Genomic DNA, 16,956 nt, shown 5'->3' with positions numbered 1-16,956 from the left:
ATCCTCCCCGCAACCTACTCCCCCGCACGGGGGAGCCGATCACCCCGCCGCCCGACGCCCCGCGCCGCCGGTCCGCGGGAGCGTCGAGGCATGACACCGCGCACCGTCCTCGCCACCACCGCCGCCGCGGCCTGCGCCCCCTATCTCGCGCTCAAGGCCGCCTGGGTGTGCGGGTTCCGGCCGGGCGTCGACCACCTGCCGTTCCCGCACGCCGTGTGGGTGGTCGGCAACGCCGCCACCATCGGCATGGACCTCGCCGCCGCCCTGCTCGCCCGCGCCCTCGCGGACCCGCGCCGCGCCGGGCGGCTGCCCGCCCCGCTGCTGGCGCTGCCGATGTGGGCCGCGACCGGGCTGCTGTCGATGATCCTCATCGACGTCCCGCTGGCGGCCGCCGCCGTACCGTGCGGCGCCCCGAACCCCTTCGCCGCGGACGGCGACGGTGCCCTCCGCCCCTGGGTCTTCGCCGTCGTCTACAGCGGCTTCATCGCCCAGGGCACCGCCTTGATCGGCGCCTACGCGCTGCATCTGCGCGACCGCCACGGCGCGCTGCTGCGCACTCCGCTGCGCGCGCTGCCCGCGCCCGGCCGGGCCTTCCGACCCGCGCTCGCCGGCACCGCCGCCGTCCTCGCCGCGGTCGGCGTGCTGCGCCTCGCCATGGCGTCCGGCCTGCGCGCCGGGCTCGGCCCGGCGTGGCCGTCCGAGCTGCACGGCATCATGCGGCTGCTGGTCGGCACCCTCGGCGTGCTCGCGCTGCTGGGCGCCGCCGGCCTGGCGCTGGCCGCGGCCGGACGGGGCCGGCTCGCCGCCGCCGCGGGGGCGGTCTGGGTCGGGGCGGGCGGCAGCGCCTTCTGCGGCGGGTGGGTGGCGCTCTCGATGTCCGTCCGCGCCGGCGGCGGCCTGTGGACCCCGCTGACGGTGAGCCTTTGCGCCGGTGAGGCGGGCGCCGGAATCATGGTGCTGTGCCTCGGATGGACGGCCCTGAGCCGGTGGTCCCGCAGCGTCCCGCGCGGCGCGGCACCGGCCGCACCGGCCGTGCGGTGAGCGCGGTGCTGGGCCGCCGCGCCCGGCTGCGGTGGCTCCATCTGCTGCTCGGCGCGGCCCTGCTGACGCCGTTCCAGCTGCTCACCACGACAATCATCGACGCGGCGCGGCTCGCCGGGACGGGCCCGTCCGCGCCGCTCCTCGTCCAGCTGCTGGGCCTGGCGATGGCCGTGCCGCTGGTCGCCGCCGCCGGGCTGCTGCTGCCCGTGCTGCGCACCCTGGAGGGCGGCGCGGTGCGCACCCTCGGCGGGCTGCGCCCCGCGGATGCCGCGCTGGTGCGCGCCGAGCCGGCGGCGGGATGGCCGGCGCGGCGGCGCACCTCGGTGTGGTTCACCGTCCACGCGGTGCTCGGGGGGTGCGTGGCGGGCGCCTCGCTGGCCAGCCCGCCGGCCGCGCTCGGGCTGCTGCTGATGCCCTGGTGGCCGGCGGTGGGACGGCTGCCCTGGGCGACGCCGGCCGCCGGACGGCCGGTCGTCGCGGTGGCGGGCGCGCTGCTGCTCGTCGCCGTGCCGGTGGTGATGTCCTGGGCGGCGGGCACGCTGCTGGCCCGGCTCGCCCCGGCGCTGCTGGGGCCGACGCCCGCCGACCGGCTGGCCGCCGCCGAGCGCCGGGCCGCGCGGCTCGCCGAACGCAACCGGCTGGCCGGGGAGTTGCACGACGCGGTGGGGCACGCGCTGTCGGCGGTGACGATCCAGGCGGGGGCGGCCCGCACCGTGCTGGGCTCCGACCCGGAGTTCGCGGAGCGGGCGCTGGGGGCGATCGAGGAGACGGCCCGCTCGGCGGTGGCCGAGCTGGACCGGGTGCTGGGCCTGCTGCGCGAGGAGCGGGACGGGGGCGAGGCGGCCGGTCCCGGGCTGGAGGCGGTGCCGGAGCTGGTGGCGCGGATGCGCGCGGCGGGCGCGTCCGTGGCGTGCGCGCTGCCGGACGGCCCGCTGCCCGACGCGGTGTCGCGGGAGGCCTACCGGATCGTCCAGGAGGGCCTCGGCAACGCGCTTCGGCACGCGGGCGCGGGCGCCCCGGTCGCGGTTCGGGTGGCGGCGGAGGACGGGGAGGTGGCGGTGGAGGTGCGCAACGGCCCCGGCGCAGGCCCGGGTTCGGAGCCGCGGCGCGGTCCGGGCGCCGGACGCGGGCTGCCCGGCGTCCGGGAGCGGGCGGCCCGCCTCGGCGGGGCGGTGGAGGCGGGACCGGACGGCGACGGCGGCTGGCGGCTGGCCGTCCGCCTTCCGCTGGACGGCGGCGAGCGCAACGGGAGCGGCGAGCGCGACGGGAGGGGCCGGCCGTGATCCGGGTGCTGGTGGCGGACGACGAGCGGCTGGTCCGCACCGGCCTGCGGGCGATCCTCGACGCGGAGCCGGACATCGAGGTGGTCGGCGAGGCGGCGACCGGGGCCGAGGCGGTGGCGGCGGTCCGGGCCGCGGGCACGGGCACGGGCGCTTCGGTGGACGTGGTGCTGATGGACGTGCGGATGCCGGAGCTGGACGGGATCCGCGCCACCGAGCTGGTCGCCGCGTCCGGCGCGGCCAAGGTGGTCGTGGTGACGACCTTCGAGAACGACGACTACGTCTACGAGGCGCTGCGCGCCGGCGCCTCGGGCTTCCTGCTGAAGCGGGCCCGCCCGGAGGAGATGGTGCAGGCGGTGCGGGTGGTGGCGGCGGGGGAGTCGCTGCTCTTCCCGGCGGCGCTCCGCACGCTGGCCCGCGGCCGCTCGGGCATGGGCTCCGATCCCGGCCCCGCCTCCGACCCCGCCCCGGCGCGCGGCCTGACGGACCGTGAGCGCGAGGTGTGGCGCCTGGTGGCGGCCGGCCTCAGCAACGCGGAGATCGCGGAGCGGATGGGCGTCGGCCCCGAGACGGTGAAGTCCCATGTGGCGGCCCTGCTCGCCAAGCTCCGCGTCCGTGACCGCACCCAGGCCGCGATCCGCGCCTGGGAGTCCGGCTTCGTCCGGCCCTGAACGACGTGGACGCGATCCACCGCGATCGCCCGCGCGCTTCGGCGCTCAGCCCAGGACGACGGCCAACTGCTGCTCCTTCTCGGCGACTTCGCCGAGCAGCTGCTCGGCGAGCATCTCCAGCAGCCCGTCCGGGTCGTCCGGGGCGAGGCGCAGCAGGCCGGCCATCGGGCCCGCGTCGAGGCGGGCGTGCTCCTCGGTGAGCGCCGTGATCCGGGCCTGCATCCGCTCCAGCCGGCCCAGCAGCCAGCCGGCCCGGTCCTCGACGGCCTCCGCCGGGGGCGCCGACTCGGGATCGGCCATCCACTCGTCGGCGAGCGCCAGCAGCGCCGACTCGTCGCCGGCCGCGTAGGCCTCGTTGACGCGGGCCAGGAAGGCGCTGCGCCGCTCCTTGCTCGCCCCGTCCCGCACCAGGTCGGGGTGGACCCGGCGGGCCAGCTCGCGGTAGAGGCGCTGCGCCTCGCGGCCGGGCCGCACCCGGCGGGGCGTCTGCGCGCCGTCCTCCTCGGGGGACGGGGCCGCCGCCGGGCCGAGCCGCCCCTCCAGCTCGTCCAGCTCGCGCAGCAGGTCGGCGTCGAGCCGGCCGCGCGCCTCGACGGCGAGCCGAACGTCGTCCGCGGCGCCGCTGCGGGCCGCCGTCGCCTCGGCGATCAGCGCGTCCAGCTCGTCCAGGCGGCGGTAGAGCGGGCCGAGGCGCCGGTGGTGGGCGTGGGCCAGGTTGTCCAGCTCGACCCGGAGCGTCTCGACGGCGACCTCGGCGTCGAGCATCGCGGCCTCCACCTTGGCCACCTGCTCCTCGAGCCGGGCCAGCCCCTGATGGGCGGCGGGGCCCCCGGCGGCGTTCTCGTTGCGCGCGTCTTCCATGGTCCCGCCACCCTAGTGCCGCGGCCGGACACATTCACCGTGTCCCGGCACCCGGCACGGCACCGCGCGGCGCTGCCAACCGGCGGGAGCGGCTCTCCGCCGAACACCCGGCGCGGCAAACGGATCCGGTCGGGGCACTGGCCGCCGCGGCTGCGGCGGCCGGGTCAGACGCCCGTCTCGGCCGGCATCCGGCCGTCGCGGACCGCCTTGGCCAGCTCGGTGTGATCGGCCTCGACCACGTCCGCGTAGGCGGTGGCGAAGGCGCCGATCGCCTCGTCCAGCTGCTCGCCGCGCCCGCAGTAGCCGGCGAGCAGCCGCGGGTCGGCGGTGTGCGCATGGGCGCGGGCCAGCAGAACGCCCGTCAGCCGCCCGTAGTCGTCGAGCAGATGGCCGGGCAGCGCGCCCGGGTCGACGCTGCCCTTGCGGTTGCGGAACTGCCGCACCTGGAAGGGGCGTCCGCGCACGGTCGTCCAGCCCAGCAGGATGTCGGAGACGACCTGCATCCGCTTCTGCCCGAAGACCACCCGGCGCCCCTCGTGGCCGCCGTGCTCGGCCGCGTCCGGCACCGGGAAGCCGGCCTCGGCGAGGTGCGGCAGCAGCGCGGACGGCCGGGCCTCCTTCACCTGGAGCACCAGCGGCTCGTCGAGGTGGTCGCGGAGCAGCACCACATAGGAGCGGGTGCCGACGCTGCCGCAGCCCACCACCCGGAACGCCACGTCGTGGACGGCGAACCGGCCGAGCAGCGGGCGTCGGTCGGCGGAGACGGTGGGGACGTAGTCGGCGAGCGAGGAGGCCACCGCCTCGGCCTCGTCGTCGGGGACGCGCCGCAGCACCGGCGGGGCGTCGACGAACCGCCAGCGCCCGTCCGGGCCGCGCTCGGAGGACTTGGCGGCGAACTTGGCGCTGGTGTTGCGGCGGGCCTTCTCGGCGACCCGGTCGACGGTGTCGCGCAGCTGGTGCGCGGCGGCGGCGCCGACGGGGCCGATCAACTCCCCGTCGGCGACGGCGTTCCAGGCGTCCATGGCCGGCAGCCGGGCGAGGGTGCGCAGCGTCTCGCGGTAGGCGGCGGCGGTGTCGCGGGCGGCGTCGCGGCACTCGGCCTCGCTGGCGCCGGAGACCCGGCCGGCGAGCACCAGGGAGACGGCGAGCCGCTTGAGGTCCCACTCCCAGGGGCCGGGGACGGTCTCGTCGAAGTCGTTGATGTCGATGGTGAGGCGGCCCAGCGCGTCGCCGTAGATGCCGAAGTTGCCGGCGTGCGCGTCCCCGCACAGCTGGGCGGCGACGCCGGTGGCGGGGGTGGCGGCGGCGAGGTCGGCGGCCATCAGGCCGGCGGTGCCGCGCAGGAAGGTGAAGGGGCTGGCGAGCATCCGCCCGGTGCGGATGGGGATCAGGTGCGGCAGCCGTCCGGCGTTGGACTCCACCACGGCGCGCACCGGGTCGCGGCCGTGGCGGTGCGCGCCGTTGCGGGCGAGCGCGAGCCGGGCGTGCGCCGAGCGCGGCACATGGGCGCGCAGCGCGCGGCCGACGGCGGCGGGGTCGGCGCCGCCCCCCTCCCCGGGGCGGGCCCAGCCGGGTGCGAAGCCGTCCACCGGGAAGCTGCGGTAGCGGTGGGTGAGTTGGGCCGTCGCTGTGCCGTCCATGAGGCGCATGGTAGTTCTCGCGGGTGAACGGTGAGTGACCGGACGCCCAGCGCCGCCAACGGACGGTGTCCGCGGGGAACGGGTTTCCCGAGAGGTCTCCCCCCGGCGGATACCGGCGAGTAACATCGCGTCATGGCCACCACTGACGATCACACCATCGACCACCCGCTCCGCCAGGCCGTCCCCTTCGTCCGGACGCTCGGGCTGGAGTTCCTGGAGGCGAGCGCCGAGCGCGCGGTGCTGCGCCTGCCCGACGTCCCGGAGCAGCGCAACCACATCGGCGGCCCGCACGCCGGCGCCATGTGGACGCTCGCGGAGGCGGCGTCCGGCACCATCACCCTGGAGGCGTTCGGCCACCGGCTGGGCGACCTGCTGCCGCTGCCGGTGCACTCCGAGATCCAGTTCCTCAAGCCGGCGATGGGCCGGATAACCGCGACCGCGGTGCTCGGCCGCCCGGCGGACGAGGTCATCGCGGAGTCGGACGGCGGCACCCGCCCCGAGTTCCCCGTAAAGATCGACCTCACCACCGAGGACGGCACCGTCACCGGCCGGATGAGCATCACCTGGACCCTGAAGCGCGTCCGCGCCTGACGGCCCGAAGGGCCGTCCAGGGGCGCGAGGAACTGCGCGAGTGAGTAAAGCGCACCGCTCGGACGGCAACCGGGCCGCACCCCCGCGGCGCAGACCCGGCTATGAACGCGGGCCAGAATGGCCCAATGCGCCGTGCCCCGCTCGCCCTGGCCGTCCCCGGACTGCTGGCCGTCCTCCTGCTCGCCGTCCCCCTCCTCGGCGTGCTCGTCCACACCCCGTGGACGCACCTGCCCGAGGAGTTGGGCGCCCCCGGCGTCCTCACCGCGCTGCGCCTGTCCCTGGAGGTCTCGCTCGCCGCGCTCGCCGTCGCGGTCGTGCTGGGGGTGCCGCTGGCGTGGCTGCTGGCCCGCGTCCCGTTCCGCGGCAAGGCGGTGCTGCGCTCGCTGGTGCTGCTGCCGATGGTGCTGCCGCCCACCGTCGCGGGCGTCGCGCTGCTGCTCGGCTTCGGACGGGAGGGCCTGCTCGGCGGCGTCCTCGACGACTGGTTCGGGGTGACGCTGCCGTTCTCCACCGCGGGCGCGGTGCTCTCCTCGGCCTTCGTCGCCCTCCCCTTCATGGTGATCACCACCGAGGGCGCGCTGGAGGGCCTGCACCCCCGCTACGAGGAGGCCGCCGCCTCGCTGGGCGCCGGCCCGCTGCGGGTCTTCTGGACGGTCACCCTCCCGGTGCTGGCGCCGGGGCTGCTCGCCGGGGCGGCGCTCACCTGGGCCCGCGCGCTCGGCGAGTTCGGCGCGACGATCACCTTCGCGGGCAATCTGCAGGGCGTCACCCAGACCCTCCCGCTGGAGGTCTACCTGCTCCTCCAGGACGACGCCCGGGGCGCCACCGCGGTCTCCCTGCTGCTGCTGGTGGTGGCGATGGCGGTGCTGGTCGGCCTCCGCGGCCGCTGGATCGGCGGCGCCGCACGCCGCCCCGCCGCGCCGCGGCCCCCGGAGGAGGAGCCGGACCCGCCGGCCGCCGACGGCACCAGCACCGACGCCGACCCGGTCGGCGGGCGGGGCGACAAGGCGCCCCCGGCAGGGGCCGACGCGCTGGCCGCGTCCGTCGTCGGCGCCGTCGAGGCCGAGCTCACCGCCGCCCCCGGCACCACCGTCGCCGTCGTCGGCCCCAACGGCGCCGGCAAGACCACCCTGCTGCGCGCCCTGCTCGGCCTCACCCCCCGCGCCCGCGCCGAGCGCCTCGAACTCGGCGGCGCCGATGTGACGCGCCGTCCGCCGCACCGCCGCGGGGTCGCCTGGGTGCCCCAGGACGGCGCGCTCTTCCCCCACCTCACCGCGCTCGGCAACACCGCCTACAGCCTGCGCGCCCGCGGCGTCCCACGCGCCGAGGCCCGCCGCGAGGCCCGCGCCTGGCTGGACCGCCTCGACGTCGGCCACCTCGCCGAGCGCCGCCCCGGCCAGCTCTCCGGCGGCCAGGCCGGACGCGTCGCGCTGGCCCGCGCGCTGGCCGCCCGCCCCCGGCTGCTGCTGATGGACGAGCCCACCGCCGCGCTCGACCAGACCAGCCGGGCCGCCGTCCGCCGGCTGCTCCGCACCCACCTCGCCGGCTTCGACGGCGCCTGCCTGATCGTCACCCACGACCCGGTGGAGGCGGTCTCGCTCGCCGGCCGGGTGCTCGTCCTGGAGGACGGCCGCGCCGTGCAGGACGGCACCCCGGCCGACGTCGCCCGGCACCCGCGCTCCCCCTGGGTGGCCCGGATGATGGGCCGCAACGCGCTGGCCGGCGAGGCCGAGGGCGACACCGTCCGGCTGGCCGGCGGCGCCCGTGCCGTCGGCGCCTCCCCGGTCGCCGAACCCGGGCCGGCGCTCGCGGTCTTCGGGCCGGAGGCGGTCTCCGTGCACCGCGAGCGGCCGGCCGGCAGCCAGCGCAACGTCTGGCGCGGCCGGGTCCGCGAGGTGACAGCGCTGGGCGGACGGATCCGGCTCCAGGTCGGGCCGCCCGACCGTCGCCCGACCACCGCCCCTCGTCGGCAGGCTTCGCCCGGCGCCACCCAGGAGGACCTCCCCGAGCCGGGCGTGGTGGCGGAGGTCACCGCGGCGGCCGCCGCCGAACTCGGGCTCGCCGAGGGGGAGTCGGTGTGGGTGGCGGTCAAGGCGACGGAGCTGGCGCTGGTGCGGCTCTGAGGGGTGCTGCGGCCCCGGTACGGTGGGGCGCATGAACAACGGGCAGCCGGTTGTCGAACTGGCGTTTAACCCTCCGGTTTTCAGCGTCGACTGGTACCGCGACGTGACGTCCTTCGCCGCGTCCACGCCCGGCTGGGTGCAGTCGCTCGCCGATCTGTTCACCGACGCCGGCCTGCTGCTCTTCGTGGTGCTCTTTTGCCTCGGCTGGTGGCGGGCGCGGCGCGGCGACGCCCGGGCGATGACGCTGGCGCTGGTGGCGCCGGTCGCCACGGTGGTCGCCTACCTCGTCAACTCCGTCGTCAAGGACGAGTTCCGGGAGGTGCGGCCGTGCCGGGCGCTGGCGCACGCCGCGCACATCGCGGCCTGCCCGGCGGCCAACGACTGGTCGTTCCCCAGCAACCACGCCACCATCGCCGCGGCCGCCGCGGCGGCGATCGCGGTGGCCTGGCGGCAGCTGGCGGTGCTCTCGCTGCCGATCGCGGCGCTGATGGCGTTCTCCCGGGTGTTCGTCGGGGTGCACTACCCGCACGACGTGATGGCGGGCTTCGTGGAGGGCGCGGTCGTCGCCGCGGTGGCGTCGCTGCTGCTGACCCGGCTGCTCACCGGCACGGTGGCACGCTGCCGGGGCGTCCCGGCGCTGCGTCCCGCGCTCTCCGCGCGCCGGCCCGCGCACGCCCGCGCCTAGGACTCCGACACCTTCCTTTACACCCGTTTACATGCTGTCCTGAGCGCCATGCCCCTCCCACGCCGCGCTCTGCTGCAACTTCCCCTCGCCGGACTGCTGTTAACGCTTCCGTCCATCGGCGCCGCCGACGCCGCCGACGCCGCCGACGCCGCGGACGACCCCTACGCCCCGCTCCGCACCCGCTGGCTCACCCTCCTCACCGGAGGCGACGCCGTCGACCCGGGCGACAGCGACTACGCCACCGCGCTCGCCGCGCTGGACGCCGCGGCCGGCCCGCTCTGGCAGTCGATGGACCGCTCGGCCGGAGCGACCACCCCCTGGCCCGACATCCCGCTGCCCGGCAGCAGCGGCGCCGTCAACGCCAACGCCTGCTACAACAACCTCCGCACGCTGGCCACCGCCTGGGCCACCAAGGGCACCGCCCTCTCCGCGGAGGCCGGCGTCCCGGACGCGCTCGCGACCGCCCTCGACCTCGTCACCGCCGCCGCCTACCACCCGTCCGCCAAGGAGACCGGCAACTGGTGGAACTGGGAGATCGGCTGCCCGCGCGCGCTGGCCGACACCTGCGTCCTGCTGCACGACCATCTGACGGACACCCAGCTCGCCGCCCACCTCGCCGCGATCGCGCACTTCGTCCCGAACCCGGACCGCCGCACCAACTACCCCACGCTCGCCGAGACGGGCGCCAACCGCATCGACAAGTGCGTCATCACCGCGCTGCGCGGCATCCTCGCCCAGGACGCCACCGTCCTGGCGCTCGCCCGGGACGGCCTCTCCGACACCCGCGACAACGGCGAGTACAGCATCTTCGCCTACGTCACCGGCGGCGACGGCTTCTACGCCGACGGCTCCTTCGTCCAGCACGGCACCCTCGCCTACGCCGGCGGCTACGGCACCGTGCTGCTCGACGACGCCTCCCGCATCCTCTACCTCCTCGCCGGCAGCACCTGGGCCGTCACCGACCCCGGCGTCTCAGTGGTGCTCGACTCCGTCGCCCGGACCTTCGCGCCGTTCCTCACCAACGGCCTGCTGATGGACTGCGTCCGCGGCCGGGGCGTCGCCCGGGAGCACTCCACCGACCACGACACCGGCGCCGGCGCGGCCGCCTCGGTACTGCGCCTCGCGCCGAGCGCGTCCGCCGCCGACGCGGCGCGCTACCGCGCCCTCGCCAAGGGCTGGATCCAGCGCGACACCGCCCGCGACTACCTGGCGCGCGCCGCCGTCCCGGACATCGCCGCCGCCAAGGCGGTGCTCGCCGACGCCTCCGTCGCCGCCGCGCCCGAGCCCACCGCCCACCTCGGCTTCGCCGACCAGGACCGCTTCGTCCACCGCCGCCCCCGCTGGTCGTTCACCGCGACGCTCTCCTCCACGCGGATGGGCCGCTACGAGGCCGGCAACGACGAGAACCACTTCCCCTGGTACCAGGGCGACGGCATGACCTACCTCTACCTCGCCGAGGACCTCGCCCAGTACAGCGACGGATTCTGGCCCACCGTGGACCCCTACCGGATGCCCGGCACCACCGTCGGCACCGAGCCGCGCACCCCGGTCACCGGCGCGGGCACCGGCATCGTGCTCGCCCTCGACTCCTGGGCGGGCGGCGCCTCGGACGGCACGATCGGCGCGGCCGGGCTCGACCTGATCTCCTACGACAGGACGCTCACCGGCCGGAAGTCCTGGTTCTGCCTGGACGACGCGGTGGTCGCGCTCGGCGCGGGCATCACCCGCACCGGGGACACCCACCCGGTGCAGACCGTGCTGGAGAACCGCAATCTGCACACCGGCGCCGCGGCCGACGCGGCCCTGACCGTGGACGGGCGGCGGCAGCCGTCCGGCGCGGGCTGGAGCGCCGTGCTGCCCCGGGCCGGCTGGGCCCACCTGGACGGCGTCGGCGGCTACGTCTTCCCCGGCGGGGCGGACGTCCACGGGCTGCGCGAGGACCGCACCGGCACCTGGTACGCCATCGACTCCGGCGCGGACACCTCCGGCGACACCGTCCCCGTCACCCGCCGCTATCTGACGCTCTGGCTCGACCACGGCGCCGAGCCGTCGGACGCCTCCTACGCCTATGTCCTGCTCCCCGGGGCGGACGCCGGGCGCACCGCGGCCTGGGCGCGCCGGCCCGCTGCGCGGATCGTCGCCAACTCGCCCACGGTGCAGGCCGTCTCGGTGGGCGGCGCGCTGCTCGCCAACTTCTTCGCGGCGGGCGCGGCCGGCGGGCTCGCCTCGGACGGCCCGGCGTCGGTGGTCCTCACCCGCCGCGGCGGACGGCTGGACGTGGCGGTCGCCGACCCCAGCCGGACGGCGGACGCGGTGACGCTGACGCTGCCGCACCCGGCGCGCACGCTGCTCTCCGCTGATCCGACGGTGCGGTTGGTGGCGGGCGCGCCGCGCGCGGTGCTGCGGATCGCCACGGCCGGCACCCGGGGGCACGTCCAGCACGCCGAACTGGCCCTCTGACGGGGCGGCCGGGGCGGCCGTCCGGCAGTACCGTGAACCATGGCGGATCCCCAACTGCCGCTCGTCGTCGGCGTGGACGGCTCGGAGTCGGCCTCGCTGGCCGCGGTCTGGGCCGCCACCGAGGCGCGGCTGCACGCGGCACCGCTGCGGCTGGTGCACGCGGCCGGCTGGCGCAGCCACCCGTCGCTCGCGCCCGACTACCCGCAGGGCGGGCTGATCTCCCGGGCCCGCGCGGAGAGCGTGCTCGCCTCCGCCGCGCACCGGGCCCGGCGGGCGGCGGAGCTGCTGGAGCCCGAGGTGGAGTCCGTCCCGGAGGACGCGGTCGCCGCGCTGGTGCGCGAGGCGCGCACCGCGCGGCTGCTGGTGCTGGGCGCGCCCCGGCCGGGGCGGCGGCTGCGCCCGGGGACCGCCCCCGCGGTGGCGGCGCGCGCGGCGTGCCCGGTGGTGGTGGTGCGCGGGACCGAGGCGGGCGGCGGGGCCGGCGGGGCCGGCCGGCGGCAGCAGCGCACGGGGCTGCCGGTGGTGCTGGCGGTCGGGCCGGACCCGGTGCCGGAGGCGGTGGAGTTCGCCTTCGCGGAGGCCGCGGCGCGCGGCGCGGAGGTGCGGGTGGAGGCGGTGCACGCCTGGCGGGCCCCGATGAACCCGCCGATGGCGGACCCGGCGGCCTGGTACCTCTCGGCCCGCGCGGACGACCCGGCGGTGGAGGCGATGCGCCGCCGCGCGCTGCGGACGCTGGACGAGGCGCTGCGCCCGGCGGCGGCGCGCCACCCGGGGGTCGCGGTGCTGCGGCGGGCGGTGGAGGGGCCGACCCGCCGGGTGCTTCTGGACGCCTCCACGGGCGCGGCGCTGCTCGTGCTGGGCGCACGATGGCGGCGCGGCCCGCTGACCCGCCAACTCGGTCCGCGCATCCACGCCGCCCTGCACCACGCCCGATGCCCTGTAGTGATCGTCCCGGAAGGCTGACCGAGAGCCCCGGGCCGGAACCGCCCGAACCGGGGCGCGGCGCCCCCGCCTACAGCCCCGTCGTCGACCCGTCCAGGTTGCTCGCGAGCCACGGCAGCGCCTGCGGCAGCTCCCGCGACCACGTGTTACTGCGGTCCACCGGGGAGCGACCCCCCGAACCCCCACGGACAACCCCCCGGGGCGGGCCGGAACCGCCCGAACCGGGCGCGGCGCCCCCGCCTACAGCCCCGTCGTCGACCCGTCCAGGTTGCTCGCGAGCCACGGCAGCGCCTGCGGCAGCTCCCGCGACCACGTGTTACTGCGACCCACCGGGGAGCGACCCCCCGAACCCCCACGGACAACACCCGGGCCGGGCCGGAACCGCCCGAACCGGGCGCGGCGCCCCCGCCTACAGCCCCGTCGTCGACCCGTCCAGGTTGCTCGCGAGCCACGGCAGCGCCTGCGGCAGCTCCCGCGACCACGTGTTGAAGCTGTGGCCGCCGCTCGGCAGCACCATGCCGGAGATCTGCATCGGCGCCTTCACGGCCTTGATGAACTTCATCGTGGTCGCGTAGTCGTCCTCGCCGTGCTTGGTCGTCGTCACCAGCAGCTTGATGTGCGGCGCCGGCAGGTGCTTCAGCCGCCAGAAGAGGTCGTTCTCGTTCTTCACCCGCCGGCTGCCGCCGAACAGGTCGCCGGTGGTCGGGTCCTCCGGGGTCTTGAAGTAGCCGGAGAGCGCCACCGCCGAGGAGAAGGTCTTCGGGTACTGCATGGCCAGCTTGGCCGCGGTGTAGCCGCCGGTGGAGTCGCCGATGATGCCCCAGCTGCGGGCGTTCGTCCCGGTCCGGTAGGAGCGGCTCACCACGGACGGCACGTCCTGCGCGAAGTACGTCGCGGTCTGCGGGCCGTGCGGAACGTTCATGCCCTCGGTGTCCCGCGGCGGGGCGACCGTCGGCCGCATCATCAGCAGGATGGTCGGCTTCATCTTCCCGGCGCGCATCGCGTTCAGCTCGACGCCCGGGTAGTTCAGCCGCGTCACCAGGTTCTCGGCGGTGCCCGGGTAGCCGGTCAGCACCTCGATCACGGGGAACTTGGCGTTCTTGAACTGCGGCTGGAAGTACTGCGGCGGCAGGTAGACCATCGCCGGGGAGGAGATCCCCGAGCGCGGGCCGGCGATGGTGACGTTCTCGATCCGGCCGGCCTTGGCGGGGTCCTGGCTGCCCGGCGCGTTCACGCTCTGGCTGCCGGTCACCGTCAGGTCGCGCGTCTCGGCCGCCGAGGCCACCGCGTGGCCCGGCCCGGTCGCGTCGCCGTTGCCGTCGACGCCCGCGCCCTTGCTGTAATTGACGATCTTCGCGCCGCCGGTGTCCGTCCCCAGCAGGTCGCCCCAGGAGGAGTAGAACCCGAAGTAGGAGTTCGCCGCGGTGAGGATCGTCCCGACGATCAGCAGCTGGGAGACGACCATCATCCCGATCCGCCCCAGCACGGCCAGCACGGACTTCCTGGCGGCCCTGGGCCAGAGCACGATCGTGGCGACCATGCAGAGCACGGTCAGCACGATCATGACGACCTCGAATGAGGTGCTCGTGAGCCCCATGGCGTTGCTCCCTCTAAATCCCCGTCCGACCCAACATCATCCGACAGTAGGGAGCAGACGTATCGGTCTGCCTGCGCGGCGCCGCTCGGTCCTGGCGCGGAAATCGCGCAAATGTGTAACGCCTGTGCGGCCGGACGGGCCGCACAGGCGTTCACGGTTCAGCCATACGGCCGTCGCTCAGACGTTCACACCGAAGTCCTGCGCGATGCCGCGCAGGCCGGAGGCGTAGCCCTGGCCCACGGCCCGGAACTTCCACTCAGCGCCGTTGCGGTACAGCTCGCCGAAGACCATGGCGGTCTCGGTGGAGGCGTCCTCGGAGAGGTCGTAACGGGCCAGCTCGGTGCCGCCGTTCTGGTTCACCACGCGGATGAACGCGTTCCGGACCTGCCCGAAGTTCTGCTGGCGCTCGTCGGCCATATGGATGGAGACCGGGAAAACGATCTTGTCCACATCGGCGCCGACGCCCGCCAGGTTCACCTTGATCTGCTCGTCGTCGCCCTGGCCCTCACCGGTGAGGTTGTCGCCGGTGTGCTCGACCGAGCCGTCGGAGCTCTTCAGATTGTTGAAGAAGACGAAGTTCTGGTCGGAGGAGACCTTGCCGTCCGCCCCCACCAGCAGGGCGCTGGCGTCCAGGTCGAAGTCCGTGCCGGTGGTCGTGCGCAGGTCCCAGCCGAGGCCGACCACGACGGCGGTGAGGCCCGGGGCCTCCTTGCTGAGGCTGACGTTGCCGCCCTTGGAGAGGCTCACACCCATGGGGTCATCCCGTCCGATCCCGGCGCCGGGCGCGCCGCTTTGACTGCACATTGCTTACCAGCTGAAACGGGTTCGGACCGCAGTCGGTTCCCACCGGCTGCCACAAGCACCGCAGAAACCACCGCAGAAACGGTTCGGTGCGGACGCACCGTTCCCAGGCGCCCGGAGCACCGCCATCCTCGAAATGACCGGAAGCATCCGGACAGCACCTGGAACGTACCCGCCCGACAGATCCCGACGAGGGGAGAATCATCATGCGGGTTGGCGTCCTCACCGGCGGCGGCGACTGCCCCGGACTCAACGCGGTGATCCGCAGCGTCGTCCGCAAGGGCGTCCAGGACCACTCCATCGACTTCATCGGCTTCAAGGACGGATGGCGCGGCCCGCTGGAGGGCCTCACCGTCCCCCTGGACGTCCCCGCGGTCCGCGGCATCCTGCCGCGCGGCGGAACCGTCCTCGGCTCCTCCCGCACCAACCCGCTCTCGGTGGAGGGCGGCACCGAGCGGGTGCGCGCCAACCTCGAGCGGCTCGGCATCGACGCGCTGATCGCCATCGGCGGTGAGGACACCCTCGGGGTGGCCGCCGAGCTCTACCGCCGGGGCGTCCGCGTGGTCGGCGTCCCCAAGACCATCGACAACGACGTGGACGGCACCGACTACACCTTCGGCTTCGACACGGCTGTGAACATCGACACGGAGGCCATCGACCGGCTGCACACCACCGCGGAGTCGCACATGCGGACCCTGGTGGTGGAGGTGATGGGCCGCCACACCGGCTGGATAGCGCTGCACTCGGGGATCGCCGGCGGCGCCAACGCCATCCTCATCCCCGAGCTGCCCTTCGACATCGAGGAGGTCTGCGGCTGGGTGGAGAGCCGCTTCCGGATCAAGTACGCGCCCATCGTGGTGGTCGCGGAGGGCGCGACGCCCAAGGGCGGCCGACCGGTCGTCAAGGACGAGTCGCTGGACGCGTTCGGCCACATCCGGCTCTCCGGGATCGGCGACTGGCTCGCCGCGGAGATCGAGCACCGCACCCGCAAGGAGGCGCGGACGGTGGTCCTCGGCCATATCCAGCGCGGCGGCACGCCCAGCGCGTACGACCGCTGGCTCGCCACCCGCTTCGGGCTGCACGCGGTCGGGGCGGTGGTGGACGGCGACTTCGGGAAGATGGTCGCGGTGCACGGCCGCCGCATCGAGCGGGTGCCGCTCGCGGATGTGGCCGGAAAGCTGAAGACGGTGGACCCGGAGGTCTACCGGGAGGTGGACGTCTTCTTCGGCTGACCCCGACCGCCGCGGCACACGACGAAGGCCCCGGTCGGATCGCTCCGGCCGGGGCCTCGTTGGTGCGCGAGGGGGGAGTTGAACCCCCACGTCCTTTCGGACACTGGAACCTGAATCCAGCGCGTCTGCCTATTCCGCCACCCGCGCATTGGGTGTATCGGCTGAACATTCTGGACGATCCGGTGCCGCTCTGGCAAATCGATCTTGCGGACCGATCTTCCTGGTGAGAGGCCGCCGGGCCTGCACTTCCGTGCCCCTGCCGACACCAGAACAGTAGCACGCCAGCGGGGCCGCCTTCACATCCCTTATCTTGCGGGGACCGGCCGCCCGGCAGGATCGAACCGGCTCGTTTGGGGGAGGATGGAGCAGTGCGGTACGACAAACGGGTCGGGGCCGAACGACTGATCCGGACTGACGGGCCGTCAAGGAGTATCGGAAGGGGTCCGGGTGTGAGTGGTGACACGTCGGACCCGGCCCCGCCCGGGGAACCGACGGGAACCCAGCGGCGTGGATACGATCAGTAAGCAGTACCGGGCCCGGAGCACGTCCGCGGCACACGGACACGATCGGAAGGAGGTGCCCGATGGGGGCTCTGCGCAGGTTTGAACAGAAGCTCGAGGGACTGGTCAACGGCACCTTCGCCAAGGTCTTCAAGTCCGAGGTGCAGCCCGTCGAGATCGCCGGCGCGCTGCAGCGCGAGTGCGACAACAACGCGAGCATCTGGAACCGCGACCGGACGATGGTGCCCAACGACTTCACCGTCGAGCTGAGCACCCACGACTACGAGCGCCTCAGCCCCTACGCCGTGCAGCTCGGCCAGGAGCTGGCCTCGATGGTCCGCGACTACGCCAAGCAGCAGCGGTACTCCTTCAACGGTCCGGTCACCGTCCACCTGGAGAAGGCGGACGACCTGGGCACCGGGCTCTACCGGGTGCGCAGCCGGGCCATCGCCGCCTCCTCCTCCGGCCCGGCCGCGGGCCCGCAGCAGCACGGCGGCGCACCGGCGCCCGCGTACAGCCCCGCGCCCCCGCC

Annotated in this window: 14 protein-coding genes and 1 tRNA gene; 10 read left to right on the top strand and 5 right to left on the bottom strand. The window is 75.4% G+C overall.

The features are described from left to right. Window positions 1–90: 90 nt before the first annotated feature. From BIV57_RS07160 to BIV57_RS25545, 3 genes are read left to right on the top strand one after another with little or no spacing between them, the layout of a single operon-like run. Entirely contained in the window at window positions 91–1,041 is a 951-nt protein-coding gene (locus BIV57_RS07160) for a hypothetical protein (protein WP_071655821.1), read from the top strand. Further along, complete coding sequence (locus tag BIV57_RS25550) at window positions 969–2,324, top strand: sensor histidine kinase (protein WP_107409494.1); 1,356 nt, start codon at window positions 969–971, stop codon at window positions 2,322–2,324. The genes BIV57_RS07160 and BIV57_RS25550 overlap by 73 nt, the downstream gene beginning before the upstream one ends. Further along, a complete protein-coding gene (locus tag BIV57_RS25545; protein WP_071655850.1) occupies window positions 2,324–2,992 on the top strand; it encodes a response regulator in 669 nt (222 codons plus the stop codon). Before BIV57_RS25550 ends, BIV57_RS25545 begins: the two co-directional genes overlap by 1 nt. 45 nt (window positions 2,993–3,037) lie before the next feature. Here BIV57_RS25545 and BIV57_RS07145 read toward each other — a convergent pair whose 3' ends face one another. Continuing rightward, window positions 3,038–3,853: a J domain-containing protein gene (locus BIV57_RS07145; RefSeq protein ID WP_071655820.1), complete on the bottom strand. Its 816-nt coding sequence runs from the start codon at window positions 3,851–3,853 to the stop codon at window positions 3,038–3,040. A 164-nt stretch (window positions 3,854–4,017) separates the two neighbouring features. Beyond that, window positions 4,018–5,493 (bottom strand): DUF2252 domain-containing protein, encoded by a 1,476-nt coding sequence (locus tag BIV57_RS07140; protein ID WP_245797464.1) that lies wholly within the window; start codon window positions 5,491–5,493, stop codon window positions 4,018–4,020. A gap of 132 nt (window positions 5,494–5,625) precedes the next feature. Between BIV57_RS07140 and BIV57_RS07135 the strand changes: the two genes are divergently transcribed. The 5 genes from BIV57_RS07135 to BIV57_RS07115 all read left to right on the top strand — a co-directional run bounded on the left by BIV57_RS07135 (window position 5,626) and on the right by BIV57_RS07115 (window position 12,315). Continuing rightward, entirely contained in the window at window positions 5,626–6,084 is a 459-nt protein-coding gene (locus BIV57_RS07135) for a DUF4442 domain-containing protein (protein WP_071655819.1), read from the top strand. A gap of 125 nt (window positions 6,085–6,209) precedes the next feature. Then, a complete protein-coding gene (locus BIV57_RS07130) occupies window positions 6,210–8,207 on the top strand; it encodes an ABC transporter permease (RefSeq protein ID WP_079170095.1) in 1,998 nt (665 codons plus the stop codon). Between the two features lie 31 nt (window positions 8,208–8,238). After that, complete coding sequence (locus BIV57_RS07125; RefSeq protein ID WP_071655817.1) at window positions 8,239–8,892, top strand: phosphatase PAP2 family protein; 654 nt, start codon at window positions 8,239–8,241, stop codon at window positions 8,890–8,892. A 48-nt stretch (window positions 8,893–8,940) separates the two neighbouring features. Beyond that, a complete protein-coding gene (locus BIV57_RS26355) occupies window positions 8,941–11,352 on the top strand; it encodes a polysaccharide lyase 8 family protein (RefSeq protein ID WP_071655816.1) in 2,412 nt (803 codons plus the stop codon). Between the two features lie 39 nt (window positions 11,353–11,391). Next, on the top strand, window positions 11,392–12,315 hold the full coding sequence (locus BIV57_RS07115) for a universal stress protein (protein WP_071655815.1): 924 nt from the start codon (window positions 11,392–11,394) through the stop codon (window positions 12,313–12,315). 388 nt (window positions 12,316–12,703) lie between these two features. Here the strand turns inward: BIV57_RS07115 and BIV57_RS07110 are convergent, their stop codons facing one another. Together BIV57_RS07110 and BIV57_RS07105 are read right to left on the bottom strand one after the other, a co-directional pair. Continuing rightward, window positions 12,704–13,891, bottom strand: a complete 1,188-nt coding sequence (locus tag BIV57_RS07110; protein ID WP_071655814.1) for an alpha/beta hydrolase — start codon at window positions 13,889–13,891, stop codon at window positions 12,704–12,706. A gap of 177 nt (window positions 13,892–14,068) precedes the next feature. Then, window positions 14,069–14,644 (bottom strand): TerD family protein, encoded by a 576-nt coding sequence (locus BIV57_RS07105; protein WP_071655813.1) that lies wholly within the window; start codon window positions 14,642–14,644, stop codon window positions 14,069–14,071. Window positions 14,645–14,898: 254 nt separating this feature from the next. Here BIV57_RS07105 and BIV57_RS07100 point away from each other — a divergent pair, with 254 nt between their 5' ends. Continuing rightward, window positions 14,899–15,924 (top strand): 6-phosphofructokinase, encoded by a 1,026-nt coding sequence (locus BIV57_RS07100; protein ID WP_071655812.1) that lies wholly within the window; start codon window positions 14,899–14,901, stop codon window positions 15,922–15,924. A 60-nt stretch (window positions 15,925–15,984) separates the two neighbouring features. Here the strand turns inward: BIV57_RS07100 and BIV57_RS07095 are convergent. Then, a tRNA-Leu gene (locus BIV57_RS07095) sits at window positions 15,985–16,071 on the bottom strand. Window positions 16,072–16,507: 436 nt separating this feature from the next. Here BIV57_RS07095 and BIV57_RS07090 point away from each other — a divergent pair. After that, a partial coding sequence (locus BIV57_RS07090; RefSeq protein ID WP_139275501.1) for a DUF3662 domain-containing protein occupies window positions 16,508–16,956 on the top strand: 449 nt, incomplete at its 3' end.

Origin of the sequence: Mangrovactinospora gilvigrisea (assembly GCF_001879105.1) — a bacterium.
Classification (GTDB): domain Bacteria; phylum Actinomycetota; class Actinomycetes; order Streptomycetales; family Streptomycetaceae; genus Mangrovactinospora; species Mangrovactinospora gilvigrisea.
The sequence above is the reverse complement of the archived record's forward strand: the minus strand, read 5'-3'. Positions and strand labels throughout refer to the sequence as shown.

What these genes read in the sequence shown, in the direction of transcription:
- BIV57_RS07160 (WP_071655821.1), top strand. Translation starts at nt 91, where the DNA reads ATGACACCGCGCACCGTCCTCGCCACCACCGCCGCCGCGGCCTGCGCC.
- BIV57_RS25550 (WP_107409494.1), top strand. Translation starts at nt 969, where the DNA reads ATGGACGGCCCTGAGCCGGTGGTCCCGCAGCGTCCCGCGCGGCGCGGC.
- BIV57_RS07145 (WP_071655820.1), bottom strand. Translation starts at nt 3,853, where the DNA reads ATGGAAGACGCGCGCAACGAGAACGCCGCCGGGGGCCCCGCCGCCCAT.
- BIV57_RS07140 (WP_245797464.1), bottom strand. Translation starts at nt 5,493, where the DNA reads ATGGACGGCACAGCGACGGCCCAACTCACCCACCGCTACCGCAGCTTC.
- BIV57_RS07135 (WP_071655819.1), top strand. Translation starts at nt 5,626, where the DNA reads ATGGCCACCACTGACGATCACACCATCGACCACCCGCTCCGCCAGGCC.
- BIV57_RS07130 (WP_079170095.1), top strand. Translation starts at nt 6,210, where the DNA reads ATGCGCCGTGCCCCGCTCGCCCTGGCCGTCCCCGGACTGCTGGCCGTC.
- BIV57_RS07125 (WP_071655817.1), top strand. Translation starts at nt 8,239, where the DNA reads ATGAACAACGGGCAGCCGGTTGTCGAACTGGCGTTTAACCCTCCGGTT.
- BIV57_RS26355 (WP_071655816.1), top strand. Translation starts at nt 8,941, where the DNA reads ATGCCCCTCCCACGCCGCGCTCTGCTGCAACTTCCCCTCGCCGGACTG.
- BIV57_RS07115 (WP_071655815.1), top strand. Translation starts at nt 11,392, where the DNA reads ATGGCGGATCCCCAACTGCCGCTCGTCGTCGGCGTGGACGGCTCGGAG.
- BIV57_RS07110 (WP_071655814.1), bottom strand. Translation starts at nt 13,891, where the DNA reads ATGGGGCTCACGAGCACCTCATTCGAGGTCGTCATGATCGTGCTGACC.
- BIV57_RS07105 (WP_071655813.1), bottom strand. Translation starts at nt 14,644, where the DNA reads ATGGGTGTGAGCCTCTCCAAGGGCGGCAACGTCAGCCTCAGCAAGGAG.
- BIV57_RS07100 (WP_071655812.1), top strand. Translation starts at nt 14,899, where the DNA reads ATGCGGGTTGGCGTCCTCACCGGCGGCGGCGACTGCCCCGGACTCAAC.